The following is a 15312-nucleotide window of genomic DNA, read 5'->3' on the forward strand; positions in this document are numbered from 1 at the left end:
CACATTTTTCAGCGCGGTCAGGGTATCGGTGCTGCCACCGGCGATATGGAACTCTTCTTCGGTACCCACCACCAGATCAAAGTAGTGCAGTACTTCCTGTAGTTGCTGCGTGACATGCTGTGATTCAATAAAGCGGGTTTCACCATCGCCCAGTGAGGTCAGACCCCAGAGTACCGGACGGTAGTCGATATCCAGCGCGGTGCGCAGACCGTGACGTTTGGCGAACTCCAGCGCTTTCAAAACTGCCGCGCGGGTATCCGGGTGTGACAGATGCGTGCCGGTGACCGCCACCGCACGTGAAGAAGCAATGTACTCTTCACGAATATCTTCGGGCTTCAGCCCCATATCCGCACAGTTATCACGGTAGAAAATCAGCGGGAAGGTATCTTCATCTTTAATCCCAAGTATCACCAGCCCGGTCAGCCGCGACTCGTCGGTGATCAGCGATTCGGTATCCACACCAACGCGTTGCAGCTCTTCACGCAGGAAACGGCCATTGTGCTCATCCCCGACGCGCGCCAGCATCGCTGATTTCAGCCCCTGAATCGCGGTGCCGTAAGCGACGTTGCCGGACGAGCCGCCGAGATATTTGGAAAAGGTGCTCATATCTTCCAGTCGCGCACCAATTTGCTGACCATAAAGATCAACGGCGATGCGCCCGATACAAATCACATCAAGCCGCTTCTGTTGTGTACTCATACCTGTGTTTTCCTTCTGTGAAAAGCAGACTCTGTCGGGCTTTGCGCCACATCACCCCATCATCACGCTGATAGTGGCCAGGCGGATAAATTCGAAAGCCGATCGAACCGGATTTAACATGTTTTTTAGTATGAGGAATAAAAATTCCAAATTCAATATGAAATGAAATTATCACCCCAAAATTGTGAGGTAGATAAAACTCTGGCTAACCGCCGTGTCCTGTCATGGATTTTCAGGCTATTTCCCGCCCGCCAAAAAGCGGTCAGCCATATCGCAACACCGGACTGCCATATAAAGGAAGGTGTTGAAGTGGAATGAAATTTCCTTTTTATGCCACAGTGAAAGTGAGATGTTGCAATTAAGCGGTGCTGACAGCAGCTGAAATGCCGTTTCATCACAGAATTTGATCTCTCTCGCAAAATGAAATGTTTTTTCTGTAATTGTATTTAGTGGAAAAAATATTTGTTTATAATCGCCTCACGTTTCACTTATCAGCTGTCGCCTCAGTTTCTTCTCACGCGGGCGGCCACAAAATGCGAACCGCGGCGTGCCTGCTCAGGCAGCACCCGATACGTAAAGGATGAGCACATGGGCAACATTAGATTAACCACGGCACAGGCGCTGGTGAGATTTCTGGATAACCAGTATCTGTCGGTAGACGGTGTGGAAACTAAATTCGTGAAAGGGATTTTCGCCATTTTCGGCCACGGAAATGTGCTCGGCCTCGGTCAGGCGCTGGAGCAGGATAGCGGCGATCTGGTGGTGCATCAGGGGCGTAATGAGCAGGGGATGGCCCATGCGGCAATTGGCTACGCCAAACAGAAGCTGCGCCGTGAAATCATCGCCTGTACCTCGTCTGTCGGACCCGGCGCGGCGAATATGATTACCGCAGCCGGTACCGCCAGCGCTAACCGTATCCCGCTGTTATTGCTGCCGGGCGATGTGTTTGCCACGCGCCAGCCCGACCCGGTATTGCAACAGATTGAGCAGAGTTATGATCTGAGCATCAGCACCAATGATGCCTTCCGTGCGGTCAGCAAATACTGGGACCGGATTAACCGTCCTGAACAGCTGATGACCGCCTGCATTAATGCAATGCGCGTGCTGACCGATCCGGCGGAAACCGGTGCCGTCACCCTGTCGCTGCCGCAGGATGTGCAGGGCGAAGCCTGGGACTTCCCGGACTACTTCTTCCAGAAACGTGTGCACCGTCTTGATCGCCGCCTGCCGACCTTAGCCCAGCTGAATGATGCGCTGAAACTGCTGGCTGGCAAACGTAAGCCGCTGATTATTTGCGGTGGCGGGGTGAAGTATTCCGAAGCCGGTGAAGCGCTGCGCCAGTTTGCCGAGCGCCACAATATCCCGTTTGCTGAAACGCAGGCCGGTAAAGGCACGATCGTTTCCGATCATCCGTTGAATGTCGGCGGTGTGGGTGAAACCGGGTGTCTGGCGGCCAACCTGCTGGCGAAAGAGGCCGATCTGGTGATTGGTGTCGGCACCCGTTATACCGATTTCACCACCGCATCTAAATGGATCTTCCAGAACCCGGATGTCAGCTTCCTGAATATTAACGTCAGTAATTTCGACAGTTATAAGCTGGACGGCGTTCAGCTGGTGGCCGATGCGCGTGAAGCGCTGACGGCACTGGATGGTCGCCTGGCTGCACAGGGCTTTACCAGCGGCTGGGGCGAGCAGGTTAACCAGGCGCAGAGTAAGTTGTTAAAAGAGACCCAACGCGTTTACCAGGTGGAGTACAGCGGTGCCGATTTTATTCCGGAAATCGCCGATCATATCGACCGTGAAGCGCTGTTCGAGGAATTTAATCGTCTGACTGACTCTTTCCTGACGCAGAGCAGCGTCCTCGGCACGCTTAATGAGCAGCTCCCAAAGAATTCAGTGATCGTCGCCGCTGCGGGTAGTTTACCTGGCGATCTGCAACGCGTCTGGCGCACCAAAGATTACAACAGCTACCACGTCGAATATGGCTACTCCTGTATGGGGTATGAAGTGAACGCGTCGCTCGGCGTCAAGCTGGCCGAGCCGGATCGTGAGGTCTATACGCTGGTTGGCGACGGCTCTTTTATGATGCTGCACTCCGAGCTGGTGACCTCAATCCAGGAAGGCGCAAAAATCAACGTAGTGCTGTTCGACAATATGACCAACGGCTGTATTAACAATTTGCAGATGGAACACGGGATGGACAGCTTCACCACCGAGTTCCGCTTCCGTAATGCCGAAGGCGGCAAGCTGAATGGCGGGTTTGTGCCGGTGGACTTCGCGGCGATTGCCGCCGGATACGGCTGTAAAACGTATCGCGTCACCACGCTGACGGAGCTGAAACAGGCGCTGGAAGATGCACGCAAACAAACCGTTTCCACGCTGATCGACATTAAAGTGCTGCCAAAAACCATGGTGCATAAATACTTCAGCTGGTGGCACGTCGGTGGCGCGCAGGTGTCGACCTCAGAGCGCGTTGATGCTGTCGCTCAGATGCTAAACGAACATGTCGACCAGGCGCGTAAGTACTGATTTATCGACATTATTGGGTGTGGGATAACCTGCACCTGACATAAAAAAATCAGCCTCAACCCTACAAAATTCCGGAGTTATCATGACGCTACGTTTAGGTGTTATCGGCACAGGTGCCATCGGACAAGAACATATCCGTCGCTGCAGTAAAGTGCTGCAAGGGGCAGAAGTGGTGGCGGTATCTGATATCAATGTTGAGGGCGCGCGCGCGGCGATTGCGAAGCTCGGCCTCAATGCAGAAGTGTATGCCGACGGTCATGAAGTAGTGAAATCGGGTGACGTTGATGCGCTGCTGGTGACCTCGTGGGATCCAACCCATGAAGAGTTCACTCTCGCCGCGATTGCCGCCGGTAAACCGGTATTTTGTGAAAAGCCGCTGGCGATGTCTGCCGAAGGCTGCCGCCGTATTGTTGATGCTGAAATCAAATTCGGAAAGCGTCTGGTGCAGGTTGGCTTTATGCGCCCGTATGACGCGGGCTATGTGGCGCTGAAAAAAGTGATCACCGCGGGCGAAATTGGCGAGCCGCTAATGCTGCACTGCGCGCACCGCAATCCGACGGTGCCGGAGAACTACACCACCGATATGGCGATCACCAACACCCTGATCCACGAGCTGGATGTGCTGCGTTGGCTGACGGAAGATGACTACAAATCAGTGCAGGTGGTCTTCCCGCGTACCACCTCAAAGGCACACGCCAAACTGAGAGATCCGCAAATTGTGCTGTTTGAAACCCACAAAGGCATTCGTATCGACGTCGAAATCTTTGTGAACTGTGCTTATGGCTACGATATCCAGTGCGAAGTGGTTGGTGAAACCGGTATTGCTAAACTGCCAGAGCCTTCATCCGTGCTGATGCGTAAAGAGGCCAAACTGTCTGAAACCATTCTGACCGACTGGAAAGATCGCTTTATCGATGCGTATGACGTTGAGTTACAGGCGTTTATCAACGATGCCACCGCAGGTCAGCTGAAAGGCCCATCAGCGTGGGATGGTTATGCAGCCTCCGTCGCGGCAGATGCCTGCATCAAAGCGCAGAACAGCGGCGCCATTGAGCCGGTTGAATTGCCGACGCGTCCGACCTTCTACGACAAGTAATTGCCGAAAAATCCCCGCTTTGTGCGGGCGGGGATTATCTCCACTTTATCTTCTGTTGTTCATCCAGGGAGAGACTGATGAAAATTGCTTTTGATGTTGATGTCATTAAAGATTTAGGCATCACTAAAATGGTTCACCAGGTTGCTGACTGGGGCTACAAATATATTGAGCAGTCGCCGCATCCGCAAATCAACCCGTTCTATAAACATCCGAAAGCCAGCCGCGAAATTATGACGGAATATAAAAACGCGCTCAGAGCCACGGGTGTCGAGCTTTCCTCGTTTATCGTGGTGTACCGCTGGTCAGGCCCGGATGAAGCCCGTCGTCAGGCGGCAGTGCGCAACTGGAAGCGCATGATTGAGATCGCGGTAGAAATGGGCGTGCAGGTGATTAATACCGAGCTGTCCGGTACGCCGAACGAGCCGGAAATCTGTGAAGAGATGTTCTATCGCTCGATGGAAGAGCTGCTGCCGATTGTTGAGCGTGAAGGCATTCGTATCGAAATTCAGTCGCATCCGTGGGACTTCTGCGAAGAGAACAATGAAACCGTCGATCTGGTGAAGTCGTTCCGCAGTGAGAACGTCAAATACCTCTACAGCGTGCCGCACACGTTCTTTTATGACAAAGGAAAGGGCGATGTGAAAAGCATGCTGGAGTACGCCGGTGACGATCTGGCGCACGTGCTAATTGCCGATACCATGAACCATACCAAGCATTGCCGTTATATCGTTAACCCGCCGGGCGTGGATGCCACCATTCACCAGCACGTGGGTGTCGGTGAAGGGGAGGTCGATTTTGACACCCTGTTCCAGACCCTGCGCGAGACCAATTTTGCGACCCGCAGCTACAAAGTGGGCGGCGAACCGATTATCGCCTCTTCACTGTTTGGTTATCCGGAAAAAATGAAGTATCAGGCAGTGGAAACCCGCGAGCTGATTGAGCGCGAATTATTGGTCAGATAACCGTACCCGCAGGGGCGGCGGGATCGCCGCTCATGGAGACATGATGATGAACAAAGATAATGTAAAACTGGCGATCGCCCCGATTGGCTGGACCAACGATGATATGCCGGAGCTGGGTAAAGAGAATACCTTTCAGCAGACCGTCAGTGAAATGGCGCTGGCCGGTTTTACCGGCAGTGAAGTGGGCAGTAAATACCCGCGCGATCCGGCGGTGTTAAAGCCGATGCTGGAAATCCGCGGTATCCAGATTTGTAACGCCTGGTTTAGTACCTTTTTTGCCCAGGGCGATAAAGCGAAAACCATCGACGAGTTCGTTAACCATATGAACTTCCTGCATGCGATGGGTGCCCGAGTGATCGGTTGTTCCGAGCAGAGCAAAAGCATTCAGGGTACTGAGCTGGCGGTGCTGGAGCAGAAGCCGCATTTTACCGATGAAGAGTGGCAGCGGACGGCAGAAGGCTATAACGAACTGGCAAAAATCGCCGCTGAAAAGGGCATGCAGGTCTGTCTGCATCACCATATGGGGACGGCGATTCAGACCAATGCGGAAGTTGATCGCTTTATGTCGCTGACCAATGATGATGTGTTCCTGCTGTTTGATACCGGCCATGCTTACTATTCGGAAGGTTCGCAGCAGGAGATGCTGGCGTTATTGCAGAAGTATCTGCCGCGTATCAATCATGTCCATCTGAAAGATGTGCGTGATGAGATTGTTGCGCAGGTGCGCAGTGAGAGGCTGTCATTCCTTGATGGCGTTAAAAAAGGCACCTTTACTGTGCCAGGCGATGGCGTCATCGATTTTAAACCGGTGTTTAAAATTCTCGACGATTACGGCTATAAAGGCTGGATGGTGGTAGAGGCGGAGCAGGATCCGGCGCTGGCGAATCCGTTCGAATATGCGGTGAAAGCGCGTAAATATATCCGTGAGACGGCGGGGATTTGATCATCTGTACCGTACGGGCGGCGTTATCGCCGCCCATACCGGAGGTTTTCGGCTTACTTCAGCGTAATGGTATTAATAATATTTTCCGCTTCGGTCTGCGCCTGCTGCTGATTATCCGCTGGCAGGGAAATTTGCAGCGTCAACAGTTTGCCATCCACTTTTGCCAGAATCACCGAAGACCAGGCTGACTGGTTATTCGCTGAGATCACGGTGTTTAGCTGCTGCACCGTCTGGCCTTTCAGTTCAACGGATTTATTGGTCACTACCTGCAACTGCGCATCGCGGTTACGCTGTTGGGTTTCCAGGCGCTTCGCCAGCACATCCAGCCCTTCATTGGTGGTATCACCGGCAATAACGATAATCGCTTTCTGGCCCGATTCGTCGGCATACACATGCATGTTATTGGCCTGAGTACCCAGCTTACCGCTCTTGTCTGACATATCTGCTGGCAGATTAAAGCTCAGCTTGCCGTCCAGCAGGCTGATAGTTTGAGCGGACTGGCTGCTGCTGACGCCATTGTCGGCGGCGGCCTTCTCATCTTTTCCGTCACAGGCCGCTAAGCCCATCACCAGTAAACCTATTCCCACATATTTCGCTAAATGACGCATCAGGTTCCCTTTATCTATTCGCGTACGGATGTTCAGGCATTGATACCCGCCATACTTCAATCGGCAGATCGAATTTATCAGGGTATATACAAACTAAATCAGTCACTAAATGCAACAAACTTACTGTGACAGATTAACTCCTTTGCCGATAAAGCGGCTGCGGTGTTATCCGAAATTCAGCCCGGCGTTACTGCTGCGTTCGGCCAGACGCTTTAACGCGGCGTTAAGCAACAGGCCATAGGCTGGCAGGAAGAACACCATGCAGATCAGCACCTTGAAGCTGTAATCCACCAGGGCGATTTCCATCCAGTTTTGCGCCATAAACGGGTCGGTACTTTTATAGAAAGCGATAAAGAAGAAGGCGAGGGTATCGCTGATATTGCCAAGGAACATCGCCGCCGCCGGAGCAATCCACCATTTGGCATTGCGGCGCAGACGATTAAACACATGCACATCAAGGATTTGCCCCAACGCATAAGCCATAAAGCTGGCGCAGGCAATACGGGCCACAAACAGGTTCATCTGGCGTAGAGCCTCTGGGCCTTGCCACTCTCCCTGATAAAACAGTGAAGAAAGCGCGTAAGAGATAAACAGTGCCGGAATCATTACCATCAGAATGATGCGTCGTGCCAGCGGCGCGCCAAAAATACGCACGGTCAGATCGGTAGCGAGAAAGATAAACGGAAAGCTAAACGCGCCCCAGGTGGTGTGCAAACCGAAAACAGAGATCGGCAACTGAACCAGATAGTTACTGGAAGTGATCACCAGCAGGTGAAATAGCGCGAGCCATACCAGCGCATAAGTGCGCTGACGCGGGGTAAACGAAATCATATGTAGCCTTTTTAACAGTGGGGTGAGGGAACCCAGCGAATTCGGAAGCCTTATCGATAGCAAGCTAATGCTTACAATCGGCCGGAATCTTACCGATTTCACTTTTCAATGCAATGGTTAATTTTAGCGCAAACGTTAACGTCCGGTATCTTACTTGCGTGCTTAGCGCTCAGGGGTAAAATAAGCCGCAATGTTGTCTTTCCGTTGATGAGAGTGTTATGAGCGATATCTTCGCCGATGCTGACCAGACCTTAGATGCGCTGGGTCTGCGCTGCCCTGAGCCAGTGATGATGGTGCGTAAAACCGTGCGACATATGCAACCGGGCGAAACGCTGCTGATTATTGCTGACGATCCGGCTACCACCCGCGATATTCCCGGTTTTTGCCGCTTTATGGAACACACCTTGCTGGCGCAGTCTGTTGAACAGACGCCATATAAGTATCTGTTGAAGAAAGGGCTGTGAGTCAAAAAGGGTAGAGATCGATGAGCGGTTCAATCGCGTTTACCGGACAGAAGTACATCAGCTTGCCATCGGTGGTTGTCAGTCGAGTAAATCCCAGCTGCTGGTAAAATCCGGCGGCTTGTTCATCTTTCGCTTCGGTGTAGAGTGAGTAAACTCCCACCGACTGGGCGGCTTGATATACCCGTTTTGCCGCATGTGCCACCAGCATTGAGCCGAAACCTCTACCTGCAATACGCCGATCGACAGCCAGACGGCCAAGAAGAATACAGGGCGCATTTTCGTAAGGGACTTCCCGGCGTCGTTTGCTGCTCATACCCGCTTTTTCATAACAGCCACCTGAAAGGGTGTAGTAGCCCATGATTTCAGGCACTGGCTCATCGGTGAGAAGCACATTGGCGCGCAGCACATTTAGCTTATGCTGCCGCGCCAGTTGCGTTTTGAGAAAGCGATTCAGTTCCTCGCTGCCACAGTCGAAGTTTTCAGTGTGGTAATCAGCGGAGTGGTCAAAAGGAAAAATGCCTTTTTTTAGTTGTCCCATTTCCAGACGTCATCCTCGCTCATGCGCTCAACTGCACGGCGAAAGCGTTGATTAGGCGCTGGCGGATTATCTAAAGCCTGTGCAACCTTTTGCCACGCGTCTTCCGTGAGTTGTATGCGACGGTGTTCATTAATGATGTTCTCTGCACGCTCAAGTGCTGACTCGGCAATAAACTGTGAAACGCTGATACAACTGATTTGAGCGGCAGCTTCAATATTGGCCTTCGATTCCGAGCTTACCCGGAGTTCAAGGCGCTCTTTTTTAGCCAAAGCTGACATGATATTCACCTTCAATATATTTATAAATTTGTACGGCGCTATGCCGTACAAAAAGTATGCACCCCTGCCGATGTTTTATCAATTCTCTTTACGCAGTAACCGCAAAGCATTCGCCGTGACCAGTGCTGTCGCGCCTGAATCGGCCAGTACCGCCAGCCACAATCCAGTAATGCCCAACAAGGTGGTCAGCAGAAAAATCCCCTTCAGGCCAAGTGCAATCGCAATATTTTGCCGGATATTGGCATGTGTAGCGCGTGACAAACGTATCATTGCCACCAGACCGGTCAGGCGGTTATGCGTCAGCGCCGCATCGGCGGTTTCCAGCGCCACGTCAGTGCCGCCGCCCATCGCAATGCCAATAGTGGCGGCTTTCATCGCTGGCGCATCGTTAATGCCGTCGCCGACCATCGCCAGCGGCTGCTGCTGATTGAGTTTATCCACCAGCTGGACTTTATCTTCCGGTAGCAGGCTGGCGTGATAGTCGATATCCAGTTCGCCAGCAATCGCCGCCGCAGCACGTGGGTTATCGCCGGTCAGCATCACACAGCTGATGCCGAGTGCTTTCAACTGGTTAATCGCCTGGCGGGCATCGCTACGTAAGCTGTCACGCAGGGCAATCAGGCCAATGGGCTGCTGCTCTTCCAGCACCACCACGGTGGTTTTGCCCGCCGATTCCAGCATAGCAATCAGCTTCTGCTGCGCTTCTGTAAGCCGGGTCAGTTTTGCCGGTGCGCTAAGCAGCAGATGACGCCCGTTGACCCAGGCTTCAATACCGCTGCCTGCCAGAACACGTTGCCCTTCGGCGACGGGAATCGCCTGATTCAGTGTGGCGGCGTGCGCGACGATGGCGCGTGCCAGCGGATGTGACGAACCGCTCTCAACTGCCGCCGCTTTCAGTAACAGCGCAGTTTTATCTTCACCGTTCAGCAGCACCACATCCGTAACCTGCGGTTTTCCTTCGGTCAGCGTGCCGGTTTTATCAAAAGCGATAGTGCGTACTGCGCCCAGATTTTCCAGCGCCGCGCCGCCTTTAATCAAAGCGCCGCGTCGGGTGGCCGCCGCTAAGCCGGAGGTGATGGCGGCTGGCGTCGAGATCACCAGCGCACAAGGGCAGCCAATCAGCAGCAGAGTCAGCCCTTTGTAGATCCACGGTTGCCATTCAGCAGCGAACAACAGCGGCGGCACCACGGTGATCAGCAGCGCCAGCGCCATAATCGCCGGGGTGTAGTAGCGGCTAAAGCGGTCAAGGAAGCGTTCTATCGGCGCGCGGCGCTCTTCGGCCTGTTCAATCAGATGCAGAATGCGGTCAATAGCGCTTTCGCCACTGCGAGACACCACTTCCATCCGCACCTGGCGGTCAACGCTGGTGCAGCCGGCGGCGACCGTTTCACCCTGCTGGCGTTCAACCGGCACCGATTCGCCAGTCAGTGCACTTTCATCAAAGCTGGCAAAGGGAATGAGTAATCGGGCATCGGCCGGTAAACGGGCGCCTGCCGCGACTTCGATAATATCGCCGGGGCGCAGATCGTCGATGGCTACGCTTTCACGCCGATCGCCACGAATTCGCACCGCTTCGTCGGGCTTCAACGCCATCAGCGCGGTGACGCCCTGCCTGGCGCGACCGGCGGCAAAAGCTTCCAGACGTTCGCCCAGCAAAAACAGTAACAGCACCATCGCCGCTTCAGCGCTGGCATCAATAAACAGCGCGCCGATAGCGGCTACGGACATCAGGGTTTCAATGGCAAAAGGCGTGCCGCTGCGGATCAGTTGCAGCGCTTTGCGACCCACCGGCCAGATCCCCGCCAGCGTGGTGGCGATAAAGGCGATGCGCCCGCTGGTTTCATCCACGCTGCTCAGCAGCCAGCTGGCCAGCATCAGCAGGCTCAGCAAGATAATGGCGCGATTCTGTAGCCAGAAGCCGGGTTCTGGCGCTTTTTTGTTGGTTTTCAGGCTAAATCCCGCCTGTTTAACTGCCTGTTCGACCTGTTTACTGAGATCGGTTTTGCTGATAACCACCAGTTTTTCCGTGGCAAACAGCACACGCGCGTGGCTGACGCCATCGACCCGTTGCACCGCGGTTTCGATTTTTCGCGCGCAGCTGGGGCAATCCATGCCGTTAATTAGCCAGCTATAGCCTTTGCCGTCGGGGGCGCTGTCGCCTTCGTCGTCGGCGTTTTCGCCCGAACCACCGCCGCTATCGTGGCAGCAGGAATCGTCGCGGGTGGCGCTGGAAAGGCGGGTGATTTTCTGGATAACCGGGCGTGCCGCAGGGGGACAGGCCGGTTTTTTCGCGGCGTGGCGTGAGCCACAACCGCAGGAAGAGTGCTGGTGCATAAAGCCTCCCGAAAAGTCAGGCTGCGGGCGAGGCTGCCCGACTGTTGGCTTATCCTACACTCTGGAGCTAACTCCAGAGTCAAGTATCCAGCGGCGAATTTTTCTTATCGCGTGGCGTCTGCTGGCTTACAGATACAGTGAGCGCACAATCATAAAGTGACCAGCGAAGTAGCAGGCGGCGACAATGGCCCGATCGGCACTGAAGCGGCGGCGATAATGGCTGATAAACCAGACGCTACTCGCCAGCAGCAGGAAAATGGCACCGACCAGCAGCGAGAAGCTGTAATCATCAGGGCGGAAGTAGTATTGCTCTGCGCTCAGCCACACCATCACCAGCGTCATGCCAATAAAGGTACAGACCGGCCAGCGTAACTCATCCAGTCGCGTCCACAGGATGGCAATCAGCACCACACCGATTAACAGCATCACCAGCGGGATTGGCCAGAAGAAGCTCAGCGTCATATGACCGGCAAAGCTGATGGTGTACAGCAGGTGAGAGAGGAAAAACGCGCCAATAGCGTACAGCATGCGCTGTTGCGGCAGCAGCGTCAGGGCATCACCGATCAGGGTCGCCAGCAGGCCGAGCATAATCAGATAGTCAGTGGCATTCAGCACTGGCGCTTGCCATGCCCAGGCGACCAGCAGCAACAGCGTGACCGGCTTAAATACCCAGCGTTGCCACTGTGGACCACGATATGAAGCATCAACATACAACCAGCCCGAAAAGAGCACGGCTAAAAAGGACCAAAGCATAATTTTATTCCTTTTTTGCGGACTTATGTCCTTAAATAATGAGTGTTCATTTCCCGTAATGTCGATCTCAGTTTAGGTTACGCGCTCTGAATGTGACAATGGTAGCGATCTGGTTGTATGCTTTTGCCCGGCTAAATGTTTTCAACCGCAGACCTGAGGAGCACGAGAAAAAATATGGGCAAGCCACCGCTAATCTTTTTCATCGTCCTGGCGATTATTGCCATTCTTGCCACCCGCCAGTTTATTAAGCAGCGGCGCGAAGTGGCGGTTAATGACGCCTCACCGCTACGGGTGATACCGGTTGAAGTGAAAACCAAACGCGAATTCCCGGCGTCTAATCGCCGCTCACGTCAGCGCGAAGTGATCCCGGTTGAGGAGATGCGCTATGAAGCCTGGTTTCATCCGCTGAATGGTGCGGGAGATTTTAAGCTGGTGCTGACGGCGAATGACTATCACCAGATTGATAAAGGTGTGAAAGGGCAATTGCAGGTAAAAGGTTCGCGTTTTGTCAGTTTTAGCCCGGTGATGCAGTAGCTACGCGTTGGCAGAGGGCGGCGAAAACGCCGCTCCTGTAAATAGATTACTGTTTTGGATAATGTTTTTTCTGCCAGGCCAGCAGCTCAAACACGCCAAAGAAGAAGATTTTCGTCTGCGTCAGTTTGCTCAGTTTCGGCCCGTCCTTTGGCTGGGTGGCGCGCAGCAGCACCAGCTGTAAACCGTGCATAATCACCATAAAAAATAGCGCGATATCAACGAAATACTTTAACGGTTTCGGAAACGGCTGCACCACATTGAGCAGCAGAAACGCCCAAACGCACAGCATCACTAAACGTCCCAGATTAAGCAGCATCATCATTCTCCTTGTTGATGGTGTGACGCACATACAAACGGTAAGCTACCTGACCGGCGATTTTCTCGCGGTGCAGTTGCCAGTTTACCGGCACTGGCGGCATGCCGTTTTCCACTTCGCTTTCAACATAAATCAGTGCGCCATCGGCCAGCCAGTGTTGGCTTTCCAGTAAGCTGAGGGTTTGCTCCAGCAGCCCTTTACGGAACGGCGGATCGATAAACACCAGGTCGTGTGGCTCGCCCGCTTGCGCCAGCCAGCTCAGGGTGTTGGTGTTAATCACCCGCCCATTAGCGGCTCCCAGCGTGGCCAGATTTTTTTCCAGCTGTTGTGCTACCGGTCGTTCCAGCTCTAATAACGTAGCAGACGCGGCGTGACGCGACAGCGCTTCCAGCCCAAGCGCACCGCTTCCGGCGAAGCAATCGAGGCAGCGCGCCTGCTGAATATCCGGCGCCAGCCAGTTAAATAGGGTTTCGCGTACCCGGTCGGTTGTCGGGCGCAAGCCAGCGCTGTCCGGCACTGGCAGCTTCCGGCCACGCCACTGGCCGCCGATAATACGAATCTGTCCGGCGGCATTGCTGCGGGGTTTTTTATTCATCTTGCTCACAACTCGTCATAATTTGTTGCGTAGTTTAACGGGCTAATTGGGCGGTGGAAACGTTAAAAAGGGTGCTGGTGTTGCGTTGCATGGAAAGTGTTAGACTAAGAGATTCATTATCAGGTTATTTCTCATAACCCAGGACGCGCAGTCGACCGGGTTTTAGCCATCGAGGAGTGTAGTTGCACAATGGCAAAAGATAAAAAACGTGGCTTTTTTTCCTGGCTGGGCTTTGGACGTGATGAGCCGTCATCACCGCAGGAGGAACAAAAAGAGACGTTAAAGGAACAACAGCCTGCTGCTGAAAATGCATCGGATGCCGCAACGCTCCCGCCGTCTGACGCTGACGCGCAAACCCCTGAGCAACTTGCCCAAGAGATTGTGGCCGTTACCGAAACGGTCGCTGAAGAAGAGCGCGCCGCGCCAGAAGCGACTGAAGAATCCGAGCCCGTTGCGCCCGTTATTGAAGAAGAGTTGCTGCCGGAAGAACTGCCTGCGGTAGTGGCCGACGCTGCGCCAGTTGAAGAACAGCCGCCGGTTGAAGAGATTCAGCCGACTGAACTGTCGCCGGTTGCTGAAGAGTGGCTGCCGGAAGATGCACCGGTTGAACCATTGCAGGTTGCTGAGCCAGAAGTGGTTATTGAGCCTGAGCCAGAAGTTGTTATTGAGCCTGAACCGGCAGGGGTTATTGAGCCTGAACCGGCAGGGGTTATTGAACCTGAACCGGAAGTGGTTATTGAACCTGAACCGGAAGTCGCCGCACAGCCAGAGGTTGTCGCCGGGCCGGAAGCTGAGCCAGAGTTAACGCCTGATCAGGTGGCCGATATCGAGCCGCAGCTGAGCAAAACGGAAGAGCCAGAAGCCACTGAAGTGATTCCGGCGCTGGCTGAACAGCAGCGCCCGACCAAAGAGGGCTTCTTTGCCCGCCTGAAACGCAGCCTGGTCAAAACGCGACAGAATCTGGGTTCAGGATTTATCGGATTGTTCCGCGGCAAGAAGATCGACGACGATCTGTTTGAAGAGCTGGAAGAGCAGTTACTGATTGCCGATGTCGGTGTGGATACCACGCGTCGCATCATTGCCAGCCTGACTCAGCAAGCTAACCGCAAACAGCTGCGCGATGCGGAAGCGCTGTATGGCTTGCTGAAAACCGAGATGTCGCAGATTCTGGCGAAAGTGGAAGCGCCGCTGGATGTCAGTGGCAAAACGCCATTTGTTATCCTGATGGTTGGCGTAAACGGCGTCGGTAAAACCACCACCATCGGTAAGCTGGCGCGTCAGTATCAGGCGGAAGGCAAATCGGTGATGCTGGCGGCGGGTGATACCTTCCGTGCTGCGGCGGTTGAGCAGTTGCAAGTATGGGGTCAGCGCAACAGCATTCCGGTGATTGCCCAGCAAACCGGTGCTGATTCCGCTTCGGTGATTTTCGATGCGATTCAGGCCGCGAAAGCACGTGGCGCGGATGTACTGATTGCGGATACCGCCGGTCGTCTGCAGAACAAAGCGCACCTGATGGAAGAGCTGAAAAAGATCACCCGTGTGATGAAGAAGCTGGATGATGCTGCGCCACATGAAGTGATGCTGACCATTGATGCCAGCACCGGCCAGAATGCCATCAGCCAGGCTAAGCTGTTTCATGAAGCCGTTGGGCTGACCGGTATTACGCTGACCAAACTGGATGGTACCGCGAAAGGGGGGGTGATTTTCTCGGTGGCCGATCAGTTTGGTATTCCGATTCGTTACATTGGTGTCGGTGAAGGTATCGAAGATTTGCGGTCGTTTAAGGCCGACGATTTTATTGAGGCACTGTTTGCCCGAGAGGACTAATTAGG

General features: G+C 53.8%; 16 protein-coding genes. 7 read left to right on the forward strand and 9 right to left on the reverse strand.

Going from position 1 to position 15312, the window contains the following annotated elements:
• On the reverse strand, positions 1 to 699 hold a 699-nt coding region (locus NG42_RS23370), incomplete at its 3' end, for a PfkB family carbohydrate kinase (RefSeq protein ID WP_052898538.1).
• A gap of 588 nt (positions 700 to 1287) precedes the next feature.
• Here NG42_RS23370 and iolD point away from each other — a divergent pair.
• The 4 genes from iolD to iolE all read left to right on the forward strand — a co-directional run bounded on the left by iolD (position 1288) and on the right by iolE (position 6229).
• Positions 1288 to 3228: a 3D-(3,5/4)-trihydroxycyclohexane-1,2-dione acylhydrolase (decyclizing) gene (gene iolD, locus NG42_RS06235; protein ID WP_052898413.1), complete on the forward strand. Its 1941-nt coding sequence runs from the start codon at positions 1288 to 1290 to the stop codon at positions 3226 to 3228.
• Between the two features lie 82 nt (positions 3229 to 3310).
• Positions 3311 to 4324, forward strand: a complete 1014-nt coding sequence (iolG, locus tag NG42_RS06240; protein ID WP_052898414.1) for a bifunctional inositol 2-dehydrogenase/D-chiro-inositol 1-dehydrogenase — start codon at positions 3311 to 3313, stop codon at positions 4322 to 4324.
• A gap of 77 nt (positions 4325 to 4401) precedes the next feature.
• Complete coding sequence (locus NG42_RS06245; RefSeq protein ID WP_052898415.1) at positions 4402 to 5286, forward strand: sugar phosphate isomerase/epimerase family protein; 885 nt, start codon at positions 4402 to 4404, stop codon at positions 5284 to 5286.
• A gap of 46 nt (positions 5287 to 5332) precedes the next feature.
• Positions 5333 to 6229, forward strand: a complete 897-nt coding sequence (gene iolE, locus NG42_RS06250; protein ID WP_052898531.1) for a myo-inosose-2 dehydratase — start codon at positions 5333 to 5335, stop codon at positions 6227 to 6229.
• 53 nt (positions 6230 to 6282) lie between these two features.
• Here the strand turns inward: iolE and NG42_RS06255 are convergent, their stop codons facing one another.
• Positions 6283 to 6837, reverse strand: coding sequence for a DcrB family lipoprotein (locus tag NG42_RS06255; protein ID WP_052898416.1), 555 nt, complete (start codon positions 6835 to 6837; stop codon positions 6283 to 6285).
• A 165-nt stretch (positions 6838 to 7002) separates the two neighbouring features.
• Positions 7003 to 7668 carry a 7-cyano-7-deazaguanine/7-aminomethyl-7-deazaguanine transporter gene (locus NG42_RS06260; protein WP_052898417.1) on the reverse strand — a complete coding sequence of 222 codons (666 nt, stop codon included), beginning with the start codon at positions 7666 to 7668 and terminating at the stop codon, positions 7003 to 7005.
• Positions 7669 to 7886: 218 nt separating this feature from the next.
• On the opposite strand from NG42_RS06260, the gene tusA reads away from it, so the two are divergent.
• Complete coding sequence (gene tusA / locus NG42_RS06265) at positions 7887 to 8132, forward strand: sulfurtransferase TusA (RefSeq protein ID WP_052898418.1); 246 nt, start codon at positions 7887 to 7889, stop codon at positions 8130 to 8132.
• A 1-nt stretch (position 8133) separates the two neighbouring features.
• Here tusA and NG42_RS06270 read toward each other — a convergent pair whose 3' ends face one another.
• The 4 genes from NG42_RS06270 to NG42_RS06285 form a co-directional block, all read right to left on the reverse strand.
• Positions 8134 to 8670, reverse strand: a complete 537-nt coding sequence (locus NG42_RS06270) for a GNAT family N-acetyltransferase (RefSeq protein ID WP_052898419.1) — start codon at positions 8668 to 8670, stop codon at positions 8134 to 8136.
• Positions 8658 to 8948, reverse strand: a complete 291-nt coding sequence (locus tag NG42_RS06275) for a type II toxin-antitoxin system TacA family antitoxin (RefSeq protein WP_052898532.1) — start codon at positions 8946 to 8948, stop codon at positions 8658 to 8660. The genes NG42_RS06270 and NG42_RS06275 overlap by 13 nt, the downstream gene beginning before the upstream one ends.
• 78 nt (positions 8949 to 9026) lie before the next feature.
• Positions 9027 to 11282: a zinc/cadmium/mercury/lead-transporting ATPase gene (locus NG42_RS06280; RefSeq protein ID WP_052898420.1), complete on the reverse strand. Its 2256-nt coding sequence runs from the start codon at positions 11280 to 11282 to the stop codon at positions 9027 to 9029.
• 126 nt (positions 11283 to 11408) lie between these two features.
• Positions 11409 to 12035, reverse strand: a complete 627-nt coding sequence (locus NG42_RS06285; RefSeq protein WP_052898421.1) for a lysoplasmalogenase — start codon at positions 12033 to 12035, stop codon at positions 11409 to 11411.
• Between the two features lie 174 nt (positions 12036 to 12209).
• Here NG42_RS06285 and NG42_RS06290 point away from each other — a divergent pair, with 174 nt between their 5' ends.
• Positions 12210 to 12569, forward strand: coding sequence for a DUF2500 domain-containing protein (locus NG42_RS06290; protein WP_052898422.1), 360 nt, complete (start codon positions 12210 to 12212; stop codon positions 12567 to 12569).
• Between the two features lie 46 nt (positions 12570 to 12615).
• On the opposite strand, the gene NG42_RS06295 is transcribed toward NG42_RS06290, so the two are convergent.
• Both NG42_RS06295 and rsmD read right to left on the reverse strand, forming a co-directional pair.
• Positions 12616 to 12885 (reverse strand): DUF1145 family protein, encoded by a 270-nt coding sequence (locus NG42_RS06295; protein ID WP_052898423.1) that lies wholly within the window; start codon positions 12883 to 12885, stop codon positions 12616 to 12618.
• Positions 12875 to 13480 (reverse strand): 16S rRNA (guanine(966)-N(2))-methyltransferase, encoded by a 606-nt coding sequence (gene rsmD, locus NG42_RS06300; RefSeq protein WP_052898424.1) that lies wholly within the window; start codon positions 13478 to 13480, stop codon positions 12875 to 12877. The genes NG42_RS06295 and rsmD overlap by 11 nt, the downstream gene beginning before the upstream one ends.
• Before the next feature lie 189 nt (positions 13481 to 13669).
• Here rsmD and ftsY point away from each other — a divergent pair, with 189 nt between their 5' ends.
• Positions 13670 to 15307, forward strand: a complete 1638-nt coding sequence (gene ftsY / locus NG42_RS06305) for a signal recognition particle-docking protein FtsY (RefSeq protein WP_052898425.1) — start codon at positions 13670 to 13672, stop codon at positions 15305 to 15307.
• Positions 15308 to 15312: the final 5 nt, after the last annotated feature.

Origin of the sequence: Winslowiella iniecta (assembly GCF_001267535.1) — a bacterium.
GTDB classification, from domain to species: Bacteria; Pseudomonadota; Gammaproteobacteria; order Enterobacterales; family Enterobacteriaceae; genus Erwinia; species Erwinia iniecta.